We start from the raw sequence: 21434 nt of genomic DNA, 5'->3' as shown, positions 1-21434 counted from the left end.
AAAAAAAGCGCCGGCTTCCGCCGGCGCTTTCATTGCACTCGAACCGCTCCCGATCAGGCTTCCGGCGGCGCGGCAGCCTGCTCCGCATCAGCCGCCACGGCATCCTCTTCCGCATCGTCGGCCGACTGCAGCGAGGCATCCAGGCGTTCGACCGCCTGCAGCTTCTCGCCCTTGGACAGGCGGATCAGGGTCACGCCCTGGGTGTTGCGGCCCACGCGCGAGATCTCCGAGCCGCGGGTACGCACCAGGGTGCCGCCATCGGAGATCAGCAGCACTTCGTCGCCGATGCCCAGCAGCACCGCACTGACCAGTTTGCCGTTGCGCTCGCTGGTCTGGATGCCGATCACGCCCTGCGTGCCGCGGCCCTTGCGCGGATAGTCGGCCAGCGGGGTGCGCTTGCCGTAGCCGTTCTCGGTGGCGGTGAGGATGTACTGCACGCCGGCATCGTCCACTGCATCGACGATCTCGGCGCCGTCGACCGACACGTCCTCGACGCTGTTGTCGTCCTCGCCCTCGTCCTCAACGCCACCGGCGCTTTCGGCCACGATCAGGCTGACCACTTCCTCGCCGGCAGGCATCCGGATGCCGCGCACGCCGGTGGCGGTGCGGCCCATCGAGCGGACCTTGTCCTCGCCGAAGCGCACGGTCTTGCCATTGGAGGCGAACAGCAGGATGTCGCGCTCGCCATCGGTCAGGCCGACGCCGACCAGCGCATCGCCCTCATCCAGATTGATGGCGATCTTGCCGCGCGCCAGGCGGAACGCGAACTCGCTCAGCGGCGTCTTCTTCACCGTGCCGTTGCGGGTGGCGAAGAACACGAAATGGCCGTCGTCGTACTCGCGCACCGGCAGCACCGCCTGCACGCGCTCGCTGTTCTCCAGCGCGATCCAGTTGATGATCGGACGGCCGCGCGCACTCGAGCCGGCTTCCGGCAACTGGTACACCGGCAGCCAGAACACCTTGCCCGAGCTGGTGAAGGTCAGCAGCGTGTCGTGGGTGTTGACCAGCCACAGCTGCTCGATCGAATCCTCGTCCTTGGTCGCCGCCGCGCTGCGGCCGCGGCCGCCGCGCTTCTGCGCGCGGTAGGCCGATACCGGCTGGCGCTTGACGTAGCCGGCGCGCGACAGCGTCACCACCACGTCCTCCGGCGCGATCAGGTCGAGGATGTCCAGGTCTTCCTCGCTGTGGCGGATCTCGGTGCGGCGCTCGTCGCCGTACTCGGCGCGCACGCTTTCCAGCTCCTCGCGGATCACCTGCAGCAGGCGGTCCGGGTTTTCCAGGATGTGGATCAGCCCGGCGATCACTTCCAGCAGCTGCCTGTATTCCTCGGTGAGCTTGTCCTGCTCCAGGCCGGTGAGGCGGTGCAGGCGCATTTCCAGGATCTGCGTGGCCTGCACGTCGGACAGCTGGTAATTGCCGTTGACCAGGCCGATGCCCTTGGGCAGGTCTTCCGGACGCGAGGCCTCGGCGCCGGCGGCACCCAGCAGCGCGCCGACCAGGCCCGGCTCCCACACCTTGGCGAGCATGCGCTCCTTGGCCTCGGCGGGGTTGGACGAGGTCTTGATCAGCTCGATCATCTCGTCGATGTTGGCCAGCGCGACGGTCAGGCCTTCCAGCACATGGGCGCGCGCGCGCGCCTTGCGCAGTTCGTAGATGGTGCGGCGGGTGACCACCTCGCGACGGTGGCGGACGAACGCCTCCAGCATCTCCTTGAGGTTCAGCAGCTTCGGACGGCCGTCGACCAGCGCCACCATGTTGATGCCGAACACCGACTCCATCTGGGTCTGCTGGTAGAGGTTGTTCAGGACAACTTCCGCCGACTCGCCGCGCTTGATCTCGATGTAGATGCGCATGCCGTCCTTGTCGGACTCGTCGCGCAGCTCGCTGATGCCCTCGAGCTTCTTTTCCTTGACCAGCTCGGCGATCTTCTCGATCAGCCGCGCCTTGTTCACCTGGTAGGGAATCTCGGTGACGATGATCGATTCGCGGCCGTTGTCGGCCACTTCGATGTCGGCCTTGGCGCGGATGCGCACGCGGCCGCGGCCGGTGCGGTAGCCGGCGATGATGCCCGCGGTGCCGTTGATGATGCCGGCAGTCGGGAAATCCGGGCCCGGGATGTATTCCATCAGGCCATCGACGTCGATCGACGGGTTGTCGATCAGCGCGATGCACGCATTGATGGATTCGGTGAGGTTGTGCGGCGGGATGTTGGTGGCCATGCCCACCGCGATGCCGGCCGAACCGTTGACCAGAAGGTTCGGGAAGCGCGTCGGCAGGACCGTCGGCTCCAGTTCCTTCTCGTCGTAGTTGGGCTGGAAATCGACGGTTTCCTTGTCGATGTCGGCCAGCATCTCGTGGCTTATCCGCGACAGGCGCGATTCGGTGTAACGCATCGCCGCCGGGCTGTCGCCGTCGACCGAACCGAAGTTGCCCTGGCCGTCGATCTGCATGTAGCGCAGCGAGAACGGCTGCGCCATGCGCACCAGCGTGTCGTAGACCGCGCTGTCGCCGTGCGGGTGGTACTTACCGATGACGTCACCGACGATGCGCGCCGATTTGTAATACGGCTTGTTGGCGTGCGCGCCCAGCTCCTGCATCGCGTAGAGGACGCGGCGATGGACCGGCTTGAGGCCGTCGCGGGCGTCGGGGAGCGCGCGCCCCACGATCACGCTCATGGCGTAATCGAGGTAGCTCTTGCGCATCTCGTCTTCCAGGTTGACCTGGATGATTTCCTTGGCGGTTTCTGCCATTCGGATTCCGTATTCTGGTAGCGGTCCGGAGCGGCGCCGACGGCCCTTGTGGGCGGTCCCGGCACAAGCCCGATTCAAGTGGCCGAGTTTACCACACGGCGCCGTCTGCCGCCTCAGGCAGCAGCACTTTTAACGGAATAAATCAGGGACTTAGCCGCCGATTGCGGCACTCGGCGGCGGTTTCCGCCGAGTGCCGGTGGAGCGCCGCCGCGCGCACCACCGCGGACGGCAGGCCACGGGCCGGATTCAGCCGCCGAAAGCGGCCTGCATGGCACCGGCATCGGGATTCAGGATCACGCCCTTCTCGGTCACGATGGCGTCGATCAGGCTGCCCGGGGTCACGTCGAACACCGGGTTCCAGGCCTGGATGCCTTCGGCCACGGTGCGTACGCCACCGACACCGAACAGCTCGCCCGGGTCGCGCTGTTCAATCTCGATTTCATCGCCATGCGCGGTGCCCATGTCCACCGTCGAGGACGGCGCCACCACCATGAACTTCACGCCGTGGTGGCGCGCGGCGATGGCCAGCTGGTAGGTGCCGATCTTGTTGGCGGTGTCGCCGTTGGCGCAGATGCGGTCGGCGCCGACGATCACCCACTGCACCGCGCCGGTCTTCATCAGGTGCGAGGCGGCCGAGTCGGCGACCAGGGTCGCGTCGATGCCGTCCTGCTGCAGCTCCCACACGGTCAGGCGCGCGCCCTGCAGCCACGGCCGGGTCTCGCCGGCGAACACGCGTGCGATGCGCGCCTGCGCGATGCCCGCGCGGATCACGCCCAGCGCGGTGCCGAAGCCGGCGGTGGCCAGCGAGCCGGTGTTGCAATGGGTCAGCACGCCGCTGCCCGGCGCGATCAGGCCGGCGCCCAGCGCACCCATGTGGCGGTTGGCGGCCAGATCCTCGTCGGCGATGGCCTGCGCCTCCAGCGCCAGCGCCTGCTTCCAGTCGCTGCCGGCGCCGGCCAGCGCGCGGCGCATGCGCGCCAGCGCCCAGGCCAGGTTGACCGCGGTCGGACGCGCGGCATTCAGGTGCGCCATCGCCGGCGCCAGCGCACGCGACGCGGCGGCGCCATCGCCGGCCTCGACCCCGCGTGCGGCCAGCACCACGCCCCAGGCGGCGGCGATGCCGATGGCCGGCGCGCCACGCACGGTGAGCGCGTGGATGGCCTCGGCGACCGCATCGCTGTCGCGGCACAGCACGTGCTCCACGACGAAGGGCAGCTTGCGCTGGTCCAGCAGCTCCAGCGCGTCGCCGGTCCAGCGGATCGGGCGGATATGGTCGTAGCGGGCGTAATCGATGGCGTGGTTTGCGTTCATCGCGCCATTGTATCGGCGCCGCCGTCAGTCGGCGGAAAACTCGGCGCGGCAGCCCTTGTCCACCCAGATGCCGGTGCGGTCCCAGCCCCAGCTGCGGCCTTCCTCGCAGGCGGCGCTGGACAGCTGCCTGAGCAGGGTGACCCTGCGCTGGACGCTCACCCCGCACTCCCGGCGCATCTCGCTCTTCGATTCGCAGGTGACCTGGCGCGGAACGTCCACGAAGCCGGAGCCGTCTTCGGCGCCCACCTCGAACTGCCCCTGGCAACCGCGGCTCACCCAGATCTCGTTGCGCCCGTATCCCCAGGTGCGCCCTTCCCTGCACGGCAACAGCGACTGCTGGCGGATCAGGCGCACCGGCGCGCCACGCAGCAGCACCGGGCAGGTAACGGTCCGGCCCCTGGATTCGCAACGCACCATGCGCCGCACCAGGCGCTGCCCGGGAGCCGGCTGTTCGGCCGCGAACTCGGCGCGGCAGCCACGGCTGACCCATACGCCCCGCTCCTCCACGCCCCAGCTGGTCTCGCGGATGCAGCTCTGCGTGGAAAGCTGACGCACCAGCTGCACGCCGCGCGACACGTCCATCGCGCAGCGCTGGCGTGCACCGCCGTCCGATTCGCAACGCACCACCGGTGCATCCGCAGACGACGACTCGTCCTGCCCGGCCAGGGCCAGCATCGGCATCAGCCACAGCAATGGGCCGCAAACACCTTTCATCCGACCTTCCCACCCTGCAATCCGATGGACTCCGCGGATACAGACTCTGCATCCGCAGGCGTGATCAGAGCATCATCCGCGGCACGCAGGCAATACATGCGCGGGCGATGCGGCGGAAACGGCAAAGCACGAGTGCGGGCAGGCCTGCGCGCCCGCGGCCGCCGGCACGCAAGGGCGCACTCAGGCGTGGGCGAAATCGAAGGCCAGCACATCGGCGATGCGGCCGGTACCGGCCAGCGCCATCAGCAGGCGGTCCACGCCCACCGCCACGCCAGCGCACTGCGGCAGGTCCGGCAGCGCGGCCAGGAACGGCTCGTCCAGCGGCGGCTGCACGTCGCCGCGCGCGGCGCGCACCGCCAGATCGCGCTGGAAGCGCTGGCGCTGTTCCCCGGCGTCGTTCAGCTCGTGATAGCCGTTGGCCAGTTCCACCGCGCCCAGGTACAGCTCGAAGCGCTCGGCCAGCGGCGGTTCGCACGGGCGGATGCGGGCCAGCGCCGCCTGCGTGGCCGGCCAGTCGTGGACCACGGTGATGCGGTCATCCGGGAAGTGCGGCTGGATGCGATGGGTCATCAGCAGGTCCAGCCAGTCGTCGCGGGTGAGACCTTCGGGATTGATGCCGATGCCGGCCAGCGGCGCGCGCAGCTGCGCTTCGTCGGCTGCGAACGGATCCACGCTCACCGCGTCGATGAACAGTTCGCGATAGGCCAGCACCTGCAGCGCGGCTTCGCGGCCGACCATCGCCAGCGCCGCGCGCACCAGTTCCACCGTTTCATCGATCAGACGATGGTGATCCCAGCCGACGCGGTACCACTCGAGCATGGTGAACTCGGGGTTGTGGCGGCCGCCGGCCTCGCCGTTGCGGAATACCCGGCCCAGTTCGTAGCAGTCGCCGACACCGGCGGCGAGCAGGCGCTTGAGCGGATACTCGGGCGAAGTGCGCAGCCAGCGCACCGGCGAGCCGGCATCGACATGGCCGCTGAAGCGGGTCTGGAAGCCGTCGATGTTCGGCTCGGTGTTGCCGGCCGCCGACATGATCGGCGTCTCCACTTCCAGCACATCGCGGCGGGCGAAGAAATCGCGGATCAGGGCATTCAGGCGCGCGCGCCGGCGCAGGGCCTCGATCATGGCGCACACCCGACCGCCATGGATGGCGGGAATGCCGGTTCTGCAGGAGCAGGAAACGGCCGTGCGCCACCCTTCGGGCGGCTTCGCCGTGAATAACGGCTGTCCTGCCGTTCTTTCATGGATGCAGGCCCTTCGGCGTGGCGGCCAGCGGCAGGGTCAGGATGTCGCGCTCGTCGTCGCGGTAGCCGGCCGACAGGTACAGCGCCTTGGCCCGGGCGTTGTGGTGGTTCACTTCCAGCCGCATGACGCTGGCGCCCTCGACGATCGCCCAGTCGCGGGCCAGCGCCAGCGCCTGCCGGCCCCAGCCGCGGCCACGCGCGGCCGGGGCCAGATAGAGCTCGTCCAACAGCACGAAGCGGCCGCCCTGCTCCACGCTGAAACACCAGCCCAGGGTGATGTAGCCGGCTTCGGCCACATCGTCGCCTTCCAGCAGCAGCACCGCCCCGCAGGCCGGATCGGCCAGGAGCGTGCGCAGGCCGGGCTCGACCAGTGCCGGATCAAAGGCGATCTGATCCTCCGCATAGAAGGCGCGCACCATGGCGATCAGGCGTGGGAAATCCTCGGGTGCGGCGAGGCGGAAGCGCAGGTTCATGGTTGTTGTCCGTGTCCGGTGAGGAAGGCGAGCAGGCGCGGTTCGTCCCACACCTCCACGCCCAGTTCGTTGGCCTTGTCCAGCTTGGAGCCGGCTTCGCTGCCGGCGACCACGAAGGCGGTCTTCTTCGACACGCTGCCGGCGACCTTGGCGCCCAGCGCTTCCAGCCGCGCCTTTGCGGCGTCGCGGGTCAGCAGCGAAAGCGTGCCGGTCAGCACCACGGTCTGGCCATCCAGCGGCCCGGCCGGCTGCGCGCTGGCTTCCGGCGCCAGTTCCAGCAGGCGCTGCATCTGCGCCTCGCCCTTGAGCAGCAACTGGCCGTGATTCTCGCCTTCCAGCCACTGCACCAGTCCGCGCGCGGTGTCCTCCGGCAGACCGGCGGCGATGAAGTGCCCCGGCTCGGCATCGAGGATCTGCTGCGCGGACGGCAGCGCGGCCACCAGTTTCTCCGCGCGCAGCCGGGTGATGCCGGGAATCTCGGCATCGACCAGCAACTGCGCCAAGTCCAGCCCTTCGCGCAGCCGCGCCGATGGCAGGCGGGTGTCGCGGATGCGCACCTGCCCGAGCTGCAGCAGCGCATCGATGGCCTGCTGGTTGCCTTCCTGCTCGAAGAAGTGACCGAGCGAGCGCGCCACCTCGCCGCCGATGTCAGGCACGCGCTTGAACAGCGGCCACGGCAGCTGGCGGATCAGCTCCAGGTCGCCGAACCACTGCGCCAGCGCCTTGGCGGTGCTCTCGCCGACATGCTCGATGCCCAGCGCGAACAGCAGCCGCTCCAGCGTGGCATCGCGGCTGGCGTCGATGGCGGCGATCAGGTTGTCGGCCCAGCGGGTGGCGATTTTCTTCGTGTTCCATTCGAAGGCCACCGGCAATGCCAGCGCCTGCGCGCGCCAAGTGCCGCCTTCGCCATCTAGCCTGAGCACGGCATTGAGCACCGCGCCACTGCCCTCGGCCGGCAGGTGCGGCTTGAGACTGGTGGCCAGCGCGGAGGAATCGTCGGCGTCGAGCACCAGTTTCAGGTGCAGCAGCTGGTCGCGGGTGAGCCGGTACAGGTCGGCGACGCCGCGGACGATGCCGGCATCCACCAGGGTCTCGATGTACCGGTCGCCGAGCCCATCGATGTCCATCGCGCGTCGCGAGGCGAAATGGGCGATGGCCTCCTTGCGCTGCGCCGGGCAGCTCAGCTCGCCCGAACACCGCCATACCGCCGCGCCCTCCTCGCGCACGATCTCGGCGCCGCACACCGGGCAGGCCGCCGGCATCGTCCACGGCGTCGCCCCCTGCGGGCGGCGCTCGGCGATGACACTGACCACTTCGGGGATCACGTCGCCGGCGCGGCGCACGATCACCGTATCGCCCACGCGCACGTCCAGCCGGGCGATCTGGTCGGCGTTGTGCAGGGTGGCGTTGGTGACGGTCACCCCGGCCACCTGCACCGGCTGCAGGCGCGCCACCGGCGTGGCCGCGCCGGTGCGGCCGATCTGGATCTCGATCGCCTCCACCGTGGTGGTCTGCTCCTGCGCCGGGAACTTGTGGGCGATGGCCCAGCGCGGCGCGCGGGCGACGAAGCCCATCTCGCGCTGGCCGTCGCGGTCGTCGAGCTTGTAGACCACGCCGTCGATATCGAACGCCAGCCCGTCGCGGCGCGCGCCGATCTCGCGGTAGTAATCGAGCAGGCCGTCGGCGCCCTCGACCACGCGGCACAGGTCGCTGACCGGGAAGCCCCACTGCGCCAGCCGTGCCAGCGTCGCCGAATGCGTGGCCGGCAGTTCGCCGCCGTCGACCTCGCCGGTGCCGTAGGCATAGAAGCTCAACGGCCGCTGCGCGCTGACCTTCGGATCGAGCTGGCGCAGCGAGCCGGCCGCGCCGTTGCGCGGATTGGCCAGCACCTTGCCGCCATGCAGGCGCGCCTGCTCGTTGTATTTCTCGAAATCGGCGCGCGGCATGTAGACCTCGCCGCGCACCTCCAGCACTGCCGGCCAGCCTTCGCCATCGAGCCGGGCCGGAATCACCCGGATCTGACGCAGGTTGGCGGTGACGTCCTCGCCGGTGGTGCCGTCGCCGCGGGTCGCGCCCTGCACGAACGCGCCATCCTCATAGCGCAGGCTGATCGCCAGGCCGTCGAGCTTGGGCTCGGCCGAGAACAACAGCTGGCTGCGGTGCAGGCGCTCATCGATGCGGCGCACGAAGTCGCGCACTTCCTCGTCGCTGAAGGCATTGCCCAGCGACAGCATCGGCAGGGCGTGCACCACTTCGGCGAAGCGCGAGGACGGCCTGCCGCCGACCTGGTGGCTGGGCGAATCGGCGTTGTCCAGCTGCGGATGCGCCGCTTCCAGCGCCTCCAGCTCGCGCATCAGCCGATCGTAGTCGGCGTCGGGAATCAGCTGCTCGTCGCGCTCGTGGTAGGCCTGTGCGGCCATGGCCAGCTGCTGGCGGAGCTCGGCGATGCGCTGGCGGGCGGTGGCGTCGGAAGTCATGCGCCGATTTTACCCGCGCGGGTGCATGCGTCGCGCGATGCGATGGCGAATGCGCGGGCGCCGACCTGCATTGGGGGGCGCTCGCCCGGCAATGCCTGGCAGGACGCTGTCCAGCTCTGCAGGGTCACGGTGCTTCGCCGCGTGCGGCGGGGATTTGCCGGTGAGGCCACAGCGGGGCGTTGCCCCGCTCTACATGGTGGCTGCGTTCTGTAGCGCCGGGCGGCGCCCGGCGGGGATTTGCCGGTGAGGCCATAGCGGGGCGTTGCCCCGCTCTACGTGGCGGCTGTGTTCTGTAGCGCCGGGCAGCGCCCGGCGGGGATTTGCCGGTGAGGCCATAGCGGGGCGTTGCCCCGCTCTACATGGCGGCTGCGTTCTGTAGCGCCGGGCAGCGCCCGGTGGGGATTTGCCGATGAGGCCACAGCGGGGCGTTGCCCCGCTCTACATGGCGGCTGTGTTCTGTAGCGCCGGGCAGCGCCCGGTGCGGATTTGCCGATGAGGCCACAGCGGGGCGTTGCCCCGCTCTACATGGCGGCTGTGTTCTGCAGCGCCGGGCAGCGCCCGGCGGGGATTTACCGGCGAAGCGGAAAGTTACCAGCGCGGCGGTTTGGTCAGCGGCGGCGCCTGGTGCTGGCGGTCGTAGGCGCGCAGTTCGTCGCGGATGTGGGCGATGCGCTGCCGGCCCAGCGCGTTGCGGCTGTCGTCCAGCACCACGCCGTCCAGCAGTTCGGCCATGCGCTGCACGGTGGGCAGCATTTTTTCCCAGGCGTCGAGTGCGGTCATCGGCGCCGGCAGGGTCAGGAAGAAGGCGATGGCAGGGGTTTCCATCTCGCGGATGTGGGCCATGTCGAAGCTGCCCGGCTTCATGATGCTGGCCATGCTGAAGATCGGCCCGCGCTCGGGGTGGCCCTCGACCAGGCGGTGGAAGACATTCATGTAGCCGAACACCAGGCCGGTCTTCTCGGCGGCGACCACGATGTCCTCGCCGCGCAGCGACAGGCCCGCGCGCGCGGCCACGTACAGCGAGACGATCTTGTCGAAATCCTGATTGGCGCGCTTGCCCAGTTCACTGCCTGCCGCTTCCACCTCCGGCAATCCCAGTTCCTGCTGGGCCGCTTCGGCGCCGACATCGGTATCGGCCGGCGCTTCGATGCCCTCACCCTCCGCGCCCAGCACCGGCTCGCGCCGCGGCCGCTCGCCGCTTTCGGCCGGCTCGCGGCGCTTGCCCTGCGCCGGCTTCTTCGGCCGTCCGAACAGGAAGATCGCCGCGATCAGCAGCACTCCGGCGGCCAGGATGCCGATGCGCAACAGAGCCATGTCGGACATGCAGTGGGTTCTCCGGTCAACGTGTTCAGGTCGATAAAGAATGGCACGTCAGGCCGCGCCCGCCAAACGCGCGGCTTCCTCCAGATCCACGCTGACCAGGCGGCTGACGCCCGGCTCGCGCATGGTCACGCCCGAGAGCTGGTGCGCGGCCTCCATCGTCGCCTTGTTGTGGCTGACGAACAGGAACTGCACTTTTTCGCTCATTTCCTTGACCATGTTGGCCAGGCGGCCGACGTTGGCCTCGTCCAGCGGTGCGTCCACCTCGTCGAGCAGGCAGAACGGCGCCGGGTTGAGCTGGAAGATGGCGAACACCAGCGCCACCGCGGTCATCGCCTTCTCGCCGCCGGACAGCAGCGAGATGCTGGACACGCGCTTGCCCGGCGGGCGCGCCATGATGGTCACGCCGGTGTCGAGCAGGTCCTCGCCGGTCAGTTCCAGGTAGGCGTGGCCGCCGCCGAACAGGCGCGGGTACAAGGCCTGCACGCCGGCATTGACGCGGTCGAAGGTGTCCTTGAAGCGGCCACGGGTTTCGCGGTCGATCTTGCGGATCGCTTCTTCCAGCGTTTCCAGCGCGGTGGTCAGGTCCACGTTCTGCGATTCCAGGTACTCCGAACGCTGCGAGGCCTCGCCGTATTCGTGGATGGCGGCGAGGTTGACCGGCTCCAGCCGGCGCATGCGCGCGTCGATCTGCTGCACCGCCTGCTCCCACTCGCCGATGCGCGCCTCCTCGGGCAGGGTGTTGACCACGTCCTCCAGCACGAAGCCGGCCTTCTCCACGGCCGCCTGCAGCTGCTCGGCGCTGAGCACCAGCGCCTGCTGGTCGAGCTTGCGCTGGGAAATGCGTTCGCGCTGCGCCAGCGCCTGTTCGTCGCGCTGGTGGCGGGTCTGCTCCAACGTGCGCAGTTCGGCATCGATGCCGTCCAGCTGCGCGCGCGCCTCGGCCAGCACGCGGTCCACGCGCACGCGCTCGCCGAGAGTGTTCTGGTGCTCGGCCTCCAGCGCCTGCACCGGCGTGTCGCCCTGGTCCAGCTGCGAATGCAGCTCGCCCAGGCGCGAATCCAGCTGCCCGCGCTGGGTGCTCATGCGTTCCAGCGCCTGCGACAGCGAGGCGATCTGCGCGCGCTGCGATTCCAGGGTCAGCGCCAGCGCGTGCATGCCGTCGCGCACGTTGCGCGCCGCATCGCGCGCCAGGTCGCGGGCCTCGGTCAACTGGCGGCGCTCGCCTTCCAGCGCCTGCCGCGTGGTTTCCAGGTCGCCCATGCTGGACACGGCGTCCTCCAGCCGCACCCGCGCCTCGCCGGCCTGCTCGCGACTGTCGTCCAGCGCTTCGAGCAACTGCGCGAGCTCGCCTTCGATGCGCTCGATGCGGGTGCGCGCCGATTCCAGCCGGCCGCGCTGGCTCTGCAGCTGCCCGGCCAGTTCCGAAGCGCCGCGGTGGGCCTGGTACAGCGCCCGCTGCGCTTCCTCGCGCTGCTGCTCGGCGGCCAGCAGTTGTTCACGGAACGTGCCGAGCTGGCGCTCCAGCTCGCTCTCGCGCTCCTGCAGGCCTTCGATCTGCTCGCGCAGGGTGACGATCTCGCGCTCGCGCAGCAGCGCACCCTGCTTGGCCGCGCCCTGCCGCGACACCCGAAGCCAGCCCTCGCCCAGGCGCTCGCCGTTGCGGGTGATGATCGAATCGCCGCCATCCAGCTGGCGCTGCAGCTCGCGTGCGGCGGCCAGGTCCTCGGCGCCATGCAGGCGCGCCAGCAGGCGACGGATCGCCAGCGGCCCCTGCACGCGCGCGGCCAGCGAAGTCGGCGCGAAATCGGCGCTGCCTTCGGCATCGGCCACCAGCGCGATGCGGCCCTCGCCGAGTTCGCCCAGCGCATCGACCAGGGTTTCGGGCGCATCGACCAGCACGCCTTCGATCAGCTGGCCCAACGCGCTTTCCACCGCGTTTTCCCAGCCGCTTTCCACCGTGATGCGCTCGCCGACGCGCGCCGCCGAATCCAGCCCGCGCGCCTTCAGCCAGGCCACCGCGGCGCCCTGCTCCTGGCCCAGCGCGGCCTGCTGCAGGGTTTCCAGCGAGGACAGACGGCCGCGTGCGGCCTGCGCCTGCTTGCGCACTTCGGCCAGCTCGGCCTGGCTGGTGCGCTGCCGTTCCTGCAGCGTCGCCGCGCTTTCCTTGCGCAGTTCCACCTGTTCGTTCAGCTCGTCCAGCGCCGCGGCCTGCGACTCGTGCTGCAGCTGCAGCTGCTCGAATGCCTCGGCCAGCGCTTCCACGTCGAGACCGGCGCGCTCGGCCGCCAGCGCCTCGCGGCGGCGGTCGGCTTCCAGGATCTGGCGGTCCAGATAATCGACGCGGGTGCGCTCCACTTCGCCCGAACGGGTGGCTTCGGAGGTATTGCGGTTGTGCGCCTCCCAGCGCTGCTGCCAGTCGTGCAGCGCGGCCTCGGCTTCACGCAGCCCTTCCTGGCGGAATTCGTTCTCTTCCTGCTGCTGTTCCAGCTGCGGCTCGGCGTCCGCCACCGCCTCGCGCAGCACCATCAGCCGCGCTTCGTCGCCGCTGATGTGCTGGCCCAGTTCGGCCAGGGCCTGGCGGGTCTCGTCGCGCGCCTTGTGCAGGCGCTGCGCCATCTCGCGCTGGTGCTGGATCTGCTGCTCCAGCCGGGCCAGCGTGCTGCCGACCTGGTAGACGTCGGCCTGCGCGCGGGCCAGCGTCTCGGCCGCTTCCTCGCGGCGCATGCGGCCGGTCTCGATGCGGCTCTCGGCTTCGCGCTGTTCGGCGATCAGCTGCTGCAGCTTGGTTTCCTCGCGCGCCAATGCCTCGCGCAGGCCGCCCAGGCGGGTATCCAGCCCACGGTATTCCAGCGCCTTCCATTCGGCGTCCTTGACCCGGCGCTCTTCCTGCAGGGCCTGGTACTGCTCGGCCTGACGCGCCTGCCGGCGCAGGTGCTCAAGCTGCTTGCCGATTTCCTCGCGCAGGTCGTTGAGCCGGTCCAGGTTCTCGCGGGTGTGGCGGATGCGGGTCTCGGTCTCCTTGCGGCGCTCCTTGTACTTGGAGATGCCGGCCGCCTCTTCCAGGTAGACGCGCAGGTCTTCCGGGCGCGCCTCGATGATCTGGCTGATCATGCCCTGCTCGATGATCGAGTAGCTGCGCGGGCCCAGGCCGGTACCGAGGAACAGGTCGGTGATGTCGCGGCGCCGGCACTTGGTGCCGTTGAGGTAATAGTTGCTGCTGCCGTCGCGGCTGACCAGGCGCTTGACCGATATTTCGTTGAACGCGGCGTACTCGCCGGCGATGGTGTGGTCGGTGTTGTCGAAGATCAGCTCGACCGTGGCCTGCGACACCGGCTTGCGCCCGGACGAGCCGGAGAAGATCACGTCGGTCAGCGAATCGCCGCGCAGGCGGCTGGCCGAGCTCTCGCCCATCACCCAGCGCACCGCATCGATGATGTTGGACTTGCCGCAGCCGTTGGGCCCGACCACGCCGGTCATGTTGGTCGGCAGGTGCAGCGTCGTGGGATCGACGAACGACTTGAAACCGGACAGCTTGATCGTGGATAGACGCATGAGGCGGGAGGTTCCAGTGCCGGGCCGAGGGGGCGGCACCGTGGTTTTCCGGGAATCGGGAGTGGGTGGACCGCAATCCGCAGGGAGTATAAGCCCCTCTCCCGCCGGGGCGCCGGCACCGGGACACGCTCCCGGCCCCGGGAGAGGAGGCTGGGATGATGGCGCATGCGAAGCCCGCGGCACATGGCCGTACGGAACTTCAGCGCAGCGCGCCACGCGCCAGGCGCACGCTCCCATCGCTGGCGGGCAGCACGCTTCGACCCGGAAGGAAAAAAGAACGGGCGCCTTGCGGCGCCCGTTCCGGATACAGCTTGAACCGCAGGGATCAGGCGTCGGCTTCGACGATGACCTTGACGGTGGTTTCCACGTCGGCGTGCAGCTTGATGACGACGTCGTATTCGCCGACAGCGCGGAAGGCGCCTTCGCCGAGGATGACTTCGCTCTTTTCCAGCGGCAGGCCGGCGGCGGTGAAGGCCTCGGCGATGTCGCGCGGGCCGACCGAGCCGTACAGCTTGCCTTCGGTCGACGCGTGGGCGCCGATGGTGACGCTGGCATCGGCGAACTTGGCGGCGCGGGCTTCGGCGTCGTCGTGCGAGGCCTTGGCCTTGGCTTCATAGTCGGCGCGCTTGGCTTCGAAGGCGGCGACGTTGGCTTCGGTGGCCGGCACGGCCTTGCCGTGCGGGACCAGGAAGTTGCGGCCGTAGCCCGGCTTCACGTCGACCAGGTCACCCAGGTTGCCCAGGTTGGTCACCTTCTGCAGAAGAATCAGCTTCATTTTCTTGCTCCGTTATTCGTTAGCGATGCCCCTTCAGGCGCACCGCAACGCTTGCTGTCCGAATGGACGGGGTAGACGTATCAGACGTCGTGGTTGTCCGTGTACGGGATCAGCGCCAGGAAACGGGCGCGCTTGACCGCCGTGGACAGCTGGCGCTGGTACTTGGACTTGGTACCGGTGACGCGGCTCGGCACGATCTTGCCGTTCTCGGTCAGGTACTGGCGCAGGGTGTTGAGATCCTTGTAGTCGATCTCCTTCACACCTTCGGCCGTGAACTTGCAGAACTTGCGGCGACGGAAGAACTTGGACATGAGCTGACTCCTTATTCGGCAGAGGCGGCGTCGTCGCCGGCTTCTTCATTGTTGGAATTGGCAGCTTCTTCGTCGTCACGACGACGGCGCTCGCCACGCTCGGGCTTGTCGCCCTTCTCGTCCTTGCTCTTCATGATCAGCGACTGCTCGGTGTCGGCCTCGTCACGCTTGATGACCAGGTTGCGCAGCACGGCGTCGTTGAAGCGGAAGCTTTCGGTCAGTTCGTTCAGCACCGACTGGTCGGCTTCGATGTTCATCAGAACATAGTGGGCCTTGACCAGGTTCTGGATCGGATAGGCCAGCTGGCGGCGGCCCCAGTCTTCCAGACGGTGGATCTTGCCGTTGCCGTTCTCGACCAGCGCCTTGTAGCGCTCGACCATGGCCGGGACCTGCTCGCTCTGGTCCGGGTGGACCAGGAACACGACTTCGTAATGACGACTCATGTTTTTCTACCTTTCGGATGTAGCCCTCTCGGGCCGGACAGCCCCCCGGCATGGAACGCGGTGGGGCAAGGATCCCTGCACGAGGAGCGCAGGGAGCCGCGCATTATCCACTGCGCACGCGCTCCGGACAAGTCTGCCCTGCCCATGCCCGATCCGGACCCGGGCACGGCGTTTGCCCGGCGCACCGGCTCCGGCAAATCCATTGCTGCACCGCAGCAGTACAATTGGCAGCCGCATCCCCGCCGATCCCGGATACGTCGTGCCCTCCCCCTCTTCCCTGGCCGCGAGGCTGAACCCGCGGCAACGCGCCCTCATCCTGCTGGCCCTGTCCCTGGGCGGCTTCGCCATCGGGACCAGCGAGTTCGCCAGCATGGGGCTGATGCTGGAAATCAGCCGCGGGCTGGCGATCAGCGAGGCCCAGGTGGGCCACCTGATCAGTGCCTACGCCATCGGCGTAGTGGTCGGCGCGCCACTGCTGGCCTTCGCCGGCGCCGGCGTCGGCCGCCGCACCCTGCTGCTCTTGCTGATGGGCTTCTATGCCGCCGGCAACCTGGCCAGCGCACTGGCGCCCAACTACGCAGGCATGCTGCTGGCCCGCTTCGTGGCCGGCCTGCCGCATGGCGCCTACTTCGGCGTGGCGATGCTGGTGGCCGCCTCGATCAGCCCGCCGGAGCAGCGCGGCGCGGCGGTCTCGCGGGTGCTGCTGGGCCTGTCCATCGCCATCCTGGTCGGCAACCCGCTGACCACCTGGCTCGGCCAGCAGTTCGTCTGGCGCATCGCATTCGCCCTGGTCAGCCTGCTGGCGCTGGTCACCATGGCGATGCTCGCGCGCCATCTCCGCCCGGACCCGGACGAGGTCCGCACCACCCCGATGCGCGAACTGCGCGCCTTCAACCGCCCGCAGGTATGGCTGGCACTGGCGATCGGGGCGATCGGTTTCGCCGGCATGTTCTGTGTGTTCACCTACCTGGCGCCGACCCTGGTCGGCGTCACCGGCGTGGACGAGCGCTGGATGCCGGTGGCGGTGGGCCTGTTCGGCGTGGGCGCGATCATCGGCAACGTGGCCGGCGGCTGGCTGGTCGACCGCCTGCAGTTCCGCGCCGCCGGCGTGCTGCTGGCGTGGTCGATCCTGGTCCTGCTGCTGTTCCCGCTGGCCGCCGGTTCGGCCTGGGCGGTGGCCCCGGCGATCATCGCGGTCGGCACCATGGGCGCGCTCGCCGTTGCCCTGCAGACCCGGCTGATGGACGCGGCCGGCGAGGCGCAGACCCTGGCCGCGGCCTCCAACCATGCCGCCTTCAACACCGCCAACGCGCTCGGCCCGTGGCTCGGCGGCATGGCGATCGGCGCCGGCTACGGCCACGCCTCCACCGGTTATGTCGGCGCGGCTACCGCCGCGATCGGCCTGCTGCTGTGGGTCGCGGCGACCTGGCTGGAGCGCCGCCACGCCGCGCGGTCGCTGGCCTGCTGCCAGTGAACCGCCTGGCGCGGCATCGGCCAGCGCCGTGCCGCTGCGCCTCAGCGGTGGGTTTCGTCCGTGGTGAAGCTCTCGCCGCACCCGCACTCGGCGGTGGCGTTCGGGTTCCTGAAGGTGAAGGTCTCGCTCAGGCCCTGCTTGCCGAAGTCGATTTCGGTGCCGTCCACCAGCGCCAGGCTGTCGGCGTCGACGAAGATGCGCACGCCATCCTGCTCGAACACGGTGTCGTCCTGGCGCTGTTCGCGCGCCAGGTCGGTGATGTGGCCCCAGCCCGAGCAGCCGGTGCGGGTCACGCCGAAACGCAGGCCCAGCGCGCCGGGAGTCTGTTCGACGAAGCGCTGGACGCGGGCGAAGGCGACGGGAGTGAGATGGATGGCCATGGGGGAGCGACTCCGGGGATTGCGGGGCGATTATAGGAAAAGCCGGCTGTACCGGCCCCGGATGGCGGATTCCTCGCCTGTCCGGCCGCGCAGCCGCTAGAATTCCATGTTCACAGATCGAGTCGATCAGCAGAGGATTCAAGTCATGACGGTGGTCAGCGTTGCGCACGCCCTGGCCGGGAAGATCCCGGAAGGCGGAGAAGTCACGGTTCGCGGTTGGGTTCGCACGGTCCGTGCCTCCAATGGGCTGGCCTTCGTCAACGTCAGCGACGGCTCCGGCTTCGCCCCGATCCAGGTCGTGGCCACCGATGCGCTGGCCAACTTCGAGGACGTCAAGCGCCTGACCCCGGGCTGCTCGGTCATCGCCAGCGGCAAGCTGGTCAAGTCGCAGGGCAAGGGCCAGAGCTTCGAGATCCAGGGCGAGAGCCTGGAGATCGTCGGCTGGGTCGAGGACCCGCTGACCTATCCGATCCAGCCCAAGCCGATGTCGCCGGAATTCCTGCGCGAAGTGGCCCACCTGCGCCCGCGCACCAACCTGTTCGGCGCGGTCACCCGCATCCGCGACTGCCTGTCCAAGGCCGTGCACCGTTACTTCCACGAGAACGGCTTCTACTGGATCAGCACGCCGATCGTCACCACCTCCGACGCCGAAGGCGCCGGCCAGATGTTCCGCGTCTCCACGCTGGACCTGGCCAACCTGCCGCGCACCGGCGATGGCGGGATCGACTTCAGCCGCGACTTCTTCGGCAAGGAAACCTTCCTGACCGTGTCCGGCCAGCTCAACGTCGAGGCCTACTGCCTGGCGCTGAGCAAGGTCTATACCTTCGGCCCGACCTTCCGCGCCGAGAACAGCCACACCACCCGCCACCTGGCCGAGTTCTGGATGGTGGAGCCGGAAATCGCCTTCGCCGACCTGGCCGAAGATGCGCGCGTAGCCGAGGAGTTCCTCAAGTACCTGTTCCGCGCGGTGCTCGACGAGCGCGCCGACGACATGGCCTTCATCGCCGAGCGCGTGCAGAAGGATGCCATCACCCGCCTGGAAACCTTCGTCAACGCGCCGTTCGAACGCATCGAGTACACCGATGCGGTCAGCCTGCTGCAGAAGTCCGGCAGGAAATTCGACTACCCGGTGGAATGGGGCCTGGACCTGCAGACCGAACACGAGCGCTGGCTGACCGAGGAGCACGTCGGCCGCCCGGTGGTGGTGACCAACTACCCCGAGCACATCAAGGCCTTCTATATGCGCCTGAACGACGACGGCAAGACCGTCGCGGCGATGGACGTGCTGGCCCCGGGCATCGGCGAGATCATCGGCGGCAGCCAGCGCGAGGAGCGCCTGGACATCCTCGACGCGCGCATGGCGCAGTTCGGCCTGGATCCGGAGCACTACCAGTGGTACCGCGATTTCCGCCGCTACGGCTCGGTGCCGCACGCCGGCTTCGGTCTCGGCTTCGAGCGCCTGGTGGTCTATGTCTGCGGCCTGTCCAACATCCGCGACGCCATCCCCTACCCGCGCGCGCCGGGCTCGGCGGAATTCTGACCCAGTGACACGGAGGCCACGCCGGTGACCCTGTTCTTCGCCCTGTGCTTCATCGGCGTCGCTATCGCCGGGTTCAGCGCGTTCCTGATCTTCTGGCCGCTGACCCTGGTGCATGTCCGCGACCGCCATCCCGCGGTGGCCGGCGGCTTCGGCGACTTCGCCTTCCTCGACGGCAAGGCCCTGCGCTGGCTGGTCGGCGGCCGCTACCACGCGCTCGACGACCGCGCGCTCAGTGGCCTGGCCACCCCGGCCCGGATCGCGCTGTGCGTGATCTGGTTCGGGCTGGGCATGGCCGGCCTGCTCTGGCTCTATTCCCTGGCAATGAAATGAACGACATCGATACTTCCGCCGACCAGTGGTGGCTGGCCAGCCTCGGCACCACCCTGGTCTGGGCGCGCCTGCGCGTGCGCCCGGCCGGTACCGCCGAGGTGCTGGACAGCGACGGCAACACCCTGAGCTACGACAGCGAGGACACCGCGCGCGCGCAGTTGTTCGACGCCGAATTCGTCGCCTGGGACGGGCTGGACGAAGAGGACGCGCTGGCGCGCGGCTTCTCGCTGCATGAAGTGCGGCCGCCGCAGGCCGGCAACGACGCCGACCTGCGCGGACGCATGGTGCAGTCGCTGGGCGGGCGCGCCTGAGCGGCCGGTGTTCACCCCGCGCGCCTTCGCCGAGCATGATCTGGTGTGGCTGGATCGCCTGCTGCAGCGCGATCCGTTCGTCACGGTGCTGACCACTGGTGCCGACGGCCTGCCCGAGCTGACCCGGCTGCCGGTGCTGTACCAGCGCGATGGCGAGCGCATCGAACTGCTCGGCCACTGGGCCCGGGCCAACCCGCAGGCACGTCAGGCCGGTGCCGCCAAGGTGCTGGTCGATGGCCCGCACGGTTATGTGTCGGCCAGCTGGTATCCGGACAAGGACAGCGCCGCGCGCGTGCCGACCTGGAACTATGCCAGCGCCGAGCTGCGCGGCCGCCTGGAGCCCTTCGACGATGAAGACGCGCTGGCCGCACTGGTCGGCGAACTCAGCGACCACTTCGAGGCGGGCGTCGGCCAGGCCTGGCGCTTCGAACCGGAGCGCGACGAGCAGCGCCGCCAGTTGCGCGGCATCGTCGGCTTCCGCTTCCAGGTCGAACAGGTACAGATCAAACTGAAGCTCAGTCAGAACCATCCGGACGCCAACCAGCAGGCGGTGATCGCCGCGCTGGAACGCCTGCCCGGCCATGCTTCCCATGAACTGGCGCAATGGATGCGCCGGCATCGCGGGCAGGCCACCGCCGGCGACTGAGCGCCCCCGTTTCCCGCGACGACGCGGCCGCGCCGGCCGCGCCTTCCTCCCCACCGACGTCAGGGACACCCCAAATGAAAGACATCCGCAGGCTGCTGCAGAACAACCGCGAATGGGCGGACCGGATCGCCAAGGAAGATCCCGAGTTCTTCCACCAGCTGGCCAAGCAGCAACATCCGGAATACCTGTGGATCGGCTGCTCCGACTCGCGCGTGCCGGCCAACCAGATCATCGGCATGGCCCCGGGCGAGGTATTCGTGCACCGCAACGTCGCCAACGTGGTGGCGCACAGCGACCTGAACTGCCTGAGCGTGGTGCAGTACGCGGTGGACCAGCTGAAGGTGAAGCACATCCTGATCGTCGGCCACTACGGCTGCGGCGGCGTGCACGCCTGCCTGCACAATACCCGCGTCGGCCTGGCCGACAACTGGCTGCGCCATGTCGGCGACGTGGCGCAGAAGCACTCGGCGATCCTCGATGCGATCGAGGACGACGAGCTCAAGCATGCCCGCCTGTGCGAGCTGAACGTCATCGAGCAGGTCGCCAACCTGTGCCGCTCGACCATCGTCGAGGACGCCTGGGCACGCGGCCAGAAACTCATGGTGCACGGCTGGGTCTACAGCCTCAAGGACGGCCGCGTCAGCGAGATGGGCATCGACGTGGGAGCGGCCGAAGACCTGAAACCGGCCTACGAGAGCGCCCTGGCCTTCGTTCCGCGCCACGGCCGGCGCGACTGATTCCCGACCGGAACCGACCATGCTCGCCTCGCCGATCAACCTGCACGCCTGGATCGAGGACAACCGCCACCTGCTCAGGCCGCCGGTGGGCAACAGGATGATCGACAACGGCGACTTCATCGTCATGGTGGTCGGCGGGCCCAACGCGCGCACCGACTTCCATTACGACGAAGGCCCGGAGTGGTTCTACCAGCTCGAGGGCGAGATGGTGCTCAAGGTGCAGGAGGACGGCGCGGTACGCGACATCCCGATCCGCGCCGGCGAGATCTTCCTGCTGCCGCCGCGGGTACCGCATTCGCCGCGGCGTCCGCCGGGCGGCATCGGCCTGGTGGTCGAGCGCAAGCGCCTGCCGCACGAACTCGACGGCGTGGCCTGGCATTGCGAGCGGTGCAACCACAAGCTGTACGAAGAGTTCTTTCACTTGGGCAACATCGAGACCGACCTGCCCAGGGTATTCGACCGTTTCCATTCCTCCCTGCAGCACCGCACCTGCATGCAGTGCGGCGCGGTGCATCCGCTGCCGGCACAGGGCTGAGCGCCCTCCGGCACGCACCGCCACACGCCCCCGTAGGAGCGGCTTCAGCCGCGATGGGGCTTTACCGGTCGAACCCTTTGTCGGGCAAGCCCCATCGCGGCTGAAGCC

Annotated in this window: 19 protein-coding genes; 7 read left to right on the top strand and 12 right to left on the bottom strand. The window is 68.9% G+C overall.

Annotated features, from left to right (window positions below):
* Positions 1-53: 53 nt before the first annotated feature.
* The 11 genes from gyrA to rpsF form a co-directional block, all read right to left on the bottom strand.
* Positions 54-2750 (bottom strand): DNA gyrase subunit A, encoded by a 2697-nt coding sequence (gene gyrA, locus QMX80_RS08335; protein ID WP_282276442.1) that lies wholly within the window; start codon positions 2748-2750, stop codon positions 54-56.
* Positions 2751-2996: 246 nt separating this feature from the next.
* Complete coding sequence (gene mtnA / locus QMX80_RS08330) at positions 2997-4061, bottom strand: S-methyl-5-thioribose-1-phosphate isomerase (RefSeq protein WP_282276440.1); 1065 nt, start codon at positions 4059-4061, stop codon at positions 2997-2999.
* Between the two features lie 24 nt (positions 4062-4085).
* Entirely contained in the window at positions 4086-4775 is a 690-nt protein-coding gene (locus QMX80_RS08325) for a DUF3011 domain-containing protein (protein WP_282276438.1), read from the bottom strand.
* Between the two features lie 180 nt (positions 4776-4955).
* Positions 4956-5900, bottom strand: coding sequence for an EF-P lysine aminoacylase EpmA (gene epmA, locus QMX80_RS08320; RefSeq protein WP_282276436.1), 945 nt, complete (start codon positions 5898-5900; stop codon positions 4956-4958).
* 115 nt (positions 5901-6015) lie between these two features.
* Entirely contained in the window at positions 6016-6492 is a 477-nt protein-coding gene (locus QMX80_RS08315; RefSeq protein ID WP_055764892.1) for a GNAT family N-acetyltransferase, read from the bottom strand.
* Positions 6489-8969 (bottom strand): NAD-dependent DNA ligase LigA, encoded by a 2481-nt coding sequence (gene ligA / locus QMX80_RS08310; RefSeq protein WP_282276434.1) that lies wholly within the window; start codon positions 8967-8969, stop codon positions 6489-6491. Before ligA ends, QMX80_RS08315 begins: the two co-directional genes overlap by 4 nt.
* Before the next feature lie 588 nt (positions 8970-9557).
* Positions 9558-10292 (bottom strand): cell division protein ZipA, encoded by a 735-nt coding sequence (zipA, locus tag QMX80_RS08305; protein ID WP_282276433.1) that lies wholly within the window; start codon positions 10290-10292, stop codon positions 9558-9560.
* A 48-nt stretch (positions 10293-10340) separates the two neighbouring features.
* On the bottom strand, positions 10341-13844 hold the full coding sequence (smc, locus tag QMX80_RS08300) for a chromosome segregation protein SMC (protein WP_282276432.1): 3504 nt from the start codon (positions 13842-13844) through the stop codon (positions 10341-10343).
* 325 nt (positions 13845-14169) lie between these two features.
* Positions 14170-14619: a 50S ribosomal protein L9 gene (rplI, locus tag QMX80_RS08295; protein WP_055764886.1), complete on the bottom strand. Its 450-nt coding sequence runs from the start codon at positions 14617-14619 to the stop codon at positions 14170-14172.
* A gap of 80 nt (positions 14620-14699) precedes the next feature.
* Positions 14700-14930 (bottom strand): 30S ribosomal protein S18, encoded by a 231-nt coding sequence (gene rpsR, locus QMX80_RS08290; RefSeq protein WP_054666474.1) that lies wholly within the window; start codon positions 14928-14930, stop codon positions 14700-14702.
* Positions 14931-14941: 11 nt separating this feature from the next.
* Positions 14942-15373, bottom strand: a complete 432-nt coding sequence (rpsF, locus tag QMX80_RS08285) for a 30S ribosomal protein S6 (protein WP_055764884.1) — start codon at positions 15371-15373, stop codon at positions 14942-14944.
* Between the two features lie 259 nt (positions 15374-15632).
* Between rpsF and QMX80_RS08280 the strand changes: the two genes are divergently transcribed.
* Positions 15633-16847, top strand: coding sequence for an MFS transporter (locus QMX80_RS08280; RefSeq protein ID WP_273081889.1), 1215 nt, complete (start codon positions 15633-15635; stop codon positions 16845-16847).
* Positions 16848-16888: 41 nt separating this feature from the next.
* On the opposite strand, the gene QMX80_RS08275 is transcribed toward QMX80_RS08280, so the two are convergent.
* Positions 16889-17227, bottom strand: coding sequence for an iron-sulfur cluster assembly accessory protein (locus tag QMX80_RS08275; protein WP_055764882.1), 339 nt, complete (start codon positions 17225-17227; stop codon positions 16889-16891).
* A gap of 145 nt (positions 17228-17372) precedes the next feature.
* Here QMX80_RS08275 and asnS point away from each other — a divergent pair, with 145 nt between their 5' ends.
* The 6 genes from asnS to QMX80_RS08245 all read left to right on the top strand — a co-directional run bounded on the left by asnS (position 17373) and on the right by QMX80_RS08245 (position 21326).
* Positions 17373-18767: an asparagine--tRNA ligase gene (gene asnS, locus QMX80_RS08270; RefSeq protein ID WP_282276422.1), complete on the top strand. Its 1395-nt coding sequence runs from the start codon at positions 17373-17375 to the stop codon at positions 18765-18767.
* Between the two features lie 24 nt (positions 18768-18791).
* A complete protein-coding gene (locus QMX80_RS08265) occupies positions 18792-19097 on the top strand; it encodes a hypothetical protein (RefSeq protein ID WP_282276421.1) in 306 nt (101 codons plus the stop codon).
* Positions 19094-19408: a hypothetical protein gene (locus tag QMX80_RS08260; protein WP_055764876.1), complete on the top strand. Its 315-nt coding sequence runs from the start codon at positions 19094-19096 to the stop codon at positions 19406-19408. Before QMX80_RS08265 ends, QMX80_RS08260 begins: the two co-directional genes overlap by 4 nt.
* A gap of 7 nt (positions 19409-19415) precedes the next feature.
* Positions 19416-20054, top strand: a complete 639-nt coding sequence (locus QMX80_RS08255; RefSeq protein WP_282276419.1) for an FMN-binding negative transcriptional regulator — start codon at positions 19416-19418, stop codon at positions 20052-20054.
* A 74-nt stretch (positions 20055-20128) separates the two neighbouring features.
* Positions 20129-20791 (top strand): carbonate dehydratase, encoded by a 663-nt coding sequence (gene can / locus QMX80_RS08250; protein WP_055764873.1) that lies wholly within the window; start codon positions 20129-20131, stop codon positions 20789-20791.
* A gap of 19 nt (positions 20792-20810) precedes the next feature.
* Positions 20811-21326: a 3-hydroxyanthranilate 3,4-dioxygenase gene (locus QMX80_RS08245; protein WP_282276418.1), complete on the top strand. Its 516-nt coding sequence runs from the start codon at positions 20811-20813 to the stop codon at positions 21324-21326.
* Positions 21327-21434: the final 108 nt, after the last annotated feature.

Origin of the sequence: Stenotrophomonas sp. PS02297 (assembly GCF_029959705.1) — a bacterium.
In the GTDB taxonomy this organism is placed as follows: domain Bacteria; phylum Pseudomonadota; class Gammaproteobacteria; order Xanthomonadales; family Xanthomonadaceae; genus Stenotrophomonas; species Stenotrophomonas nitritireducens.
This window is presented reverse-complemented; position numbering and strand designations above follow the sequence as displayed.

Bases quoted from the DNA above. Each gene is read 5' to 3' on its own strand.
- gyrA (WP_282276442.1), bottom strand. From the start codon at position 2,750: ATGGCAGAAACCGCCAAGGAAATCATCCAGGTCAACCTGGAAGACGAG.
- mtnA (WP_282276440.1), bottom strand. From the start codon at position 4,061: ATGAACGCAAACCACGCCATCGATTACGCCCGCTACGACCATATCCGC.
- QMX80_RS08325 (WP_282276438.1), bottom strand. From the start codon at position 4,775: ATGAAAGGTGTTTGCGGCCCATTGCTGTGGCTGATGCCGATGCTGGCC.
- epmA (WP_282276436.1), bottom strand. From the start codon at position 5,900: ATGATCGAGGCCCTGCGCCGGCGCGCGCGCCTGAATGCCCTGATCCGC.
- QMX80_RS08315 (WP_055764892.1), bottom strand. From the start codon at position 6,492: ATGAACCTGCGCTTCCGCCTCGCCGCACCCGAGGATTTCCCACGCCTG.
- ligA (WP_282276434.1), bottom strand. From the start codon at position 8,969: ATGACTTCCGACGCCACCGCCCGCCAGCGCATCGCCGAGCTCCGCCAG.
- zipA (WP_282276433.1), bottom strand. From the start codon at position 10,292: ATGTCCGACATGGCTCTGTTGCGCATCGGCATCCTGGCCGCCGGAGTG.
- smc (WP_282276432.1), bottom strand. From the start codon at position 13,844: ATGCGTCTATCCACGATCAAGCTGTCCGGTTTCAAGTCGTTCGTCGAT.
- rplI (WP_055764886.1), bottom strand. From the start codon at position 14,619: ATGAAGCTGATTCTTCTGCAGAAGGTGACCAACCTGGGCAACCTGGGT.
- rpsR (WP_054666474.1), bottom strand. From the start codon at position 14,930: ATGTCCAAGTTCTTCCGTCGCCGCAAGTTCTGCAAGTTCACGGCCGAA.
- rpsF (WP_055764884.1), bottom strand. From the start codon at position 15,373: ATGAGTCGTCATTACGAAGTCGTGTTCCTGGTCCACCCGGACCAGAGC.
- QMX80_RS08275 (WP_055764882.1), bottom strand. From the start codon at position 17,227: ATGGCCATCCATCTCACTCCCGTCGCCTTCGCCCGCGTCCAGCGCTTC.
- asnS (WP_282276422.1), top strand. From the start codon at position 17,373: ATGACGGTGGTCAGCGTTGCGCACGCCCTGGCCGGGAAGATCCCGGAA.
- QMX80_RS08260 (WP_055764876.1), top strand. From the start codon at position 19,094: ATGAACGACATCGATACTTCCGCCGACCAGTGGTGGCTGGCCAGCCTC.
- can (WP_055764873.1), top strand. From the start codon at position 20,129: ATGAAAGACATCCGCAGGCTGCTGCAGAACAACCGCGAATGGGCGGAC.
- QMX80_RS08245 (WP_282276418.1), top strand. From the start codon at position 20,811: ATGCTCGCCTCGCCGATCAACCTGCACGCCTGGATCGAGGACAACCGC.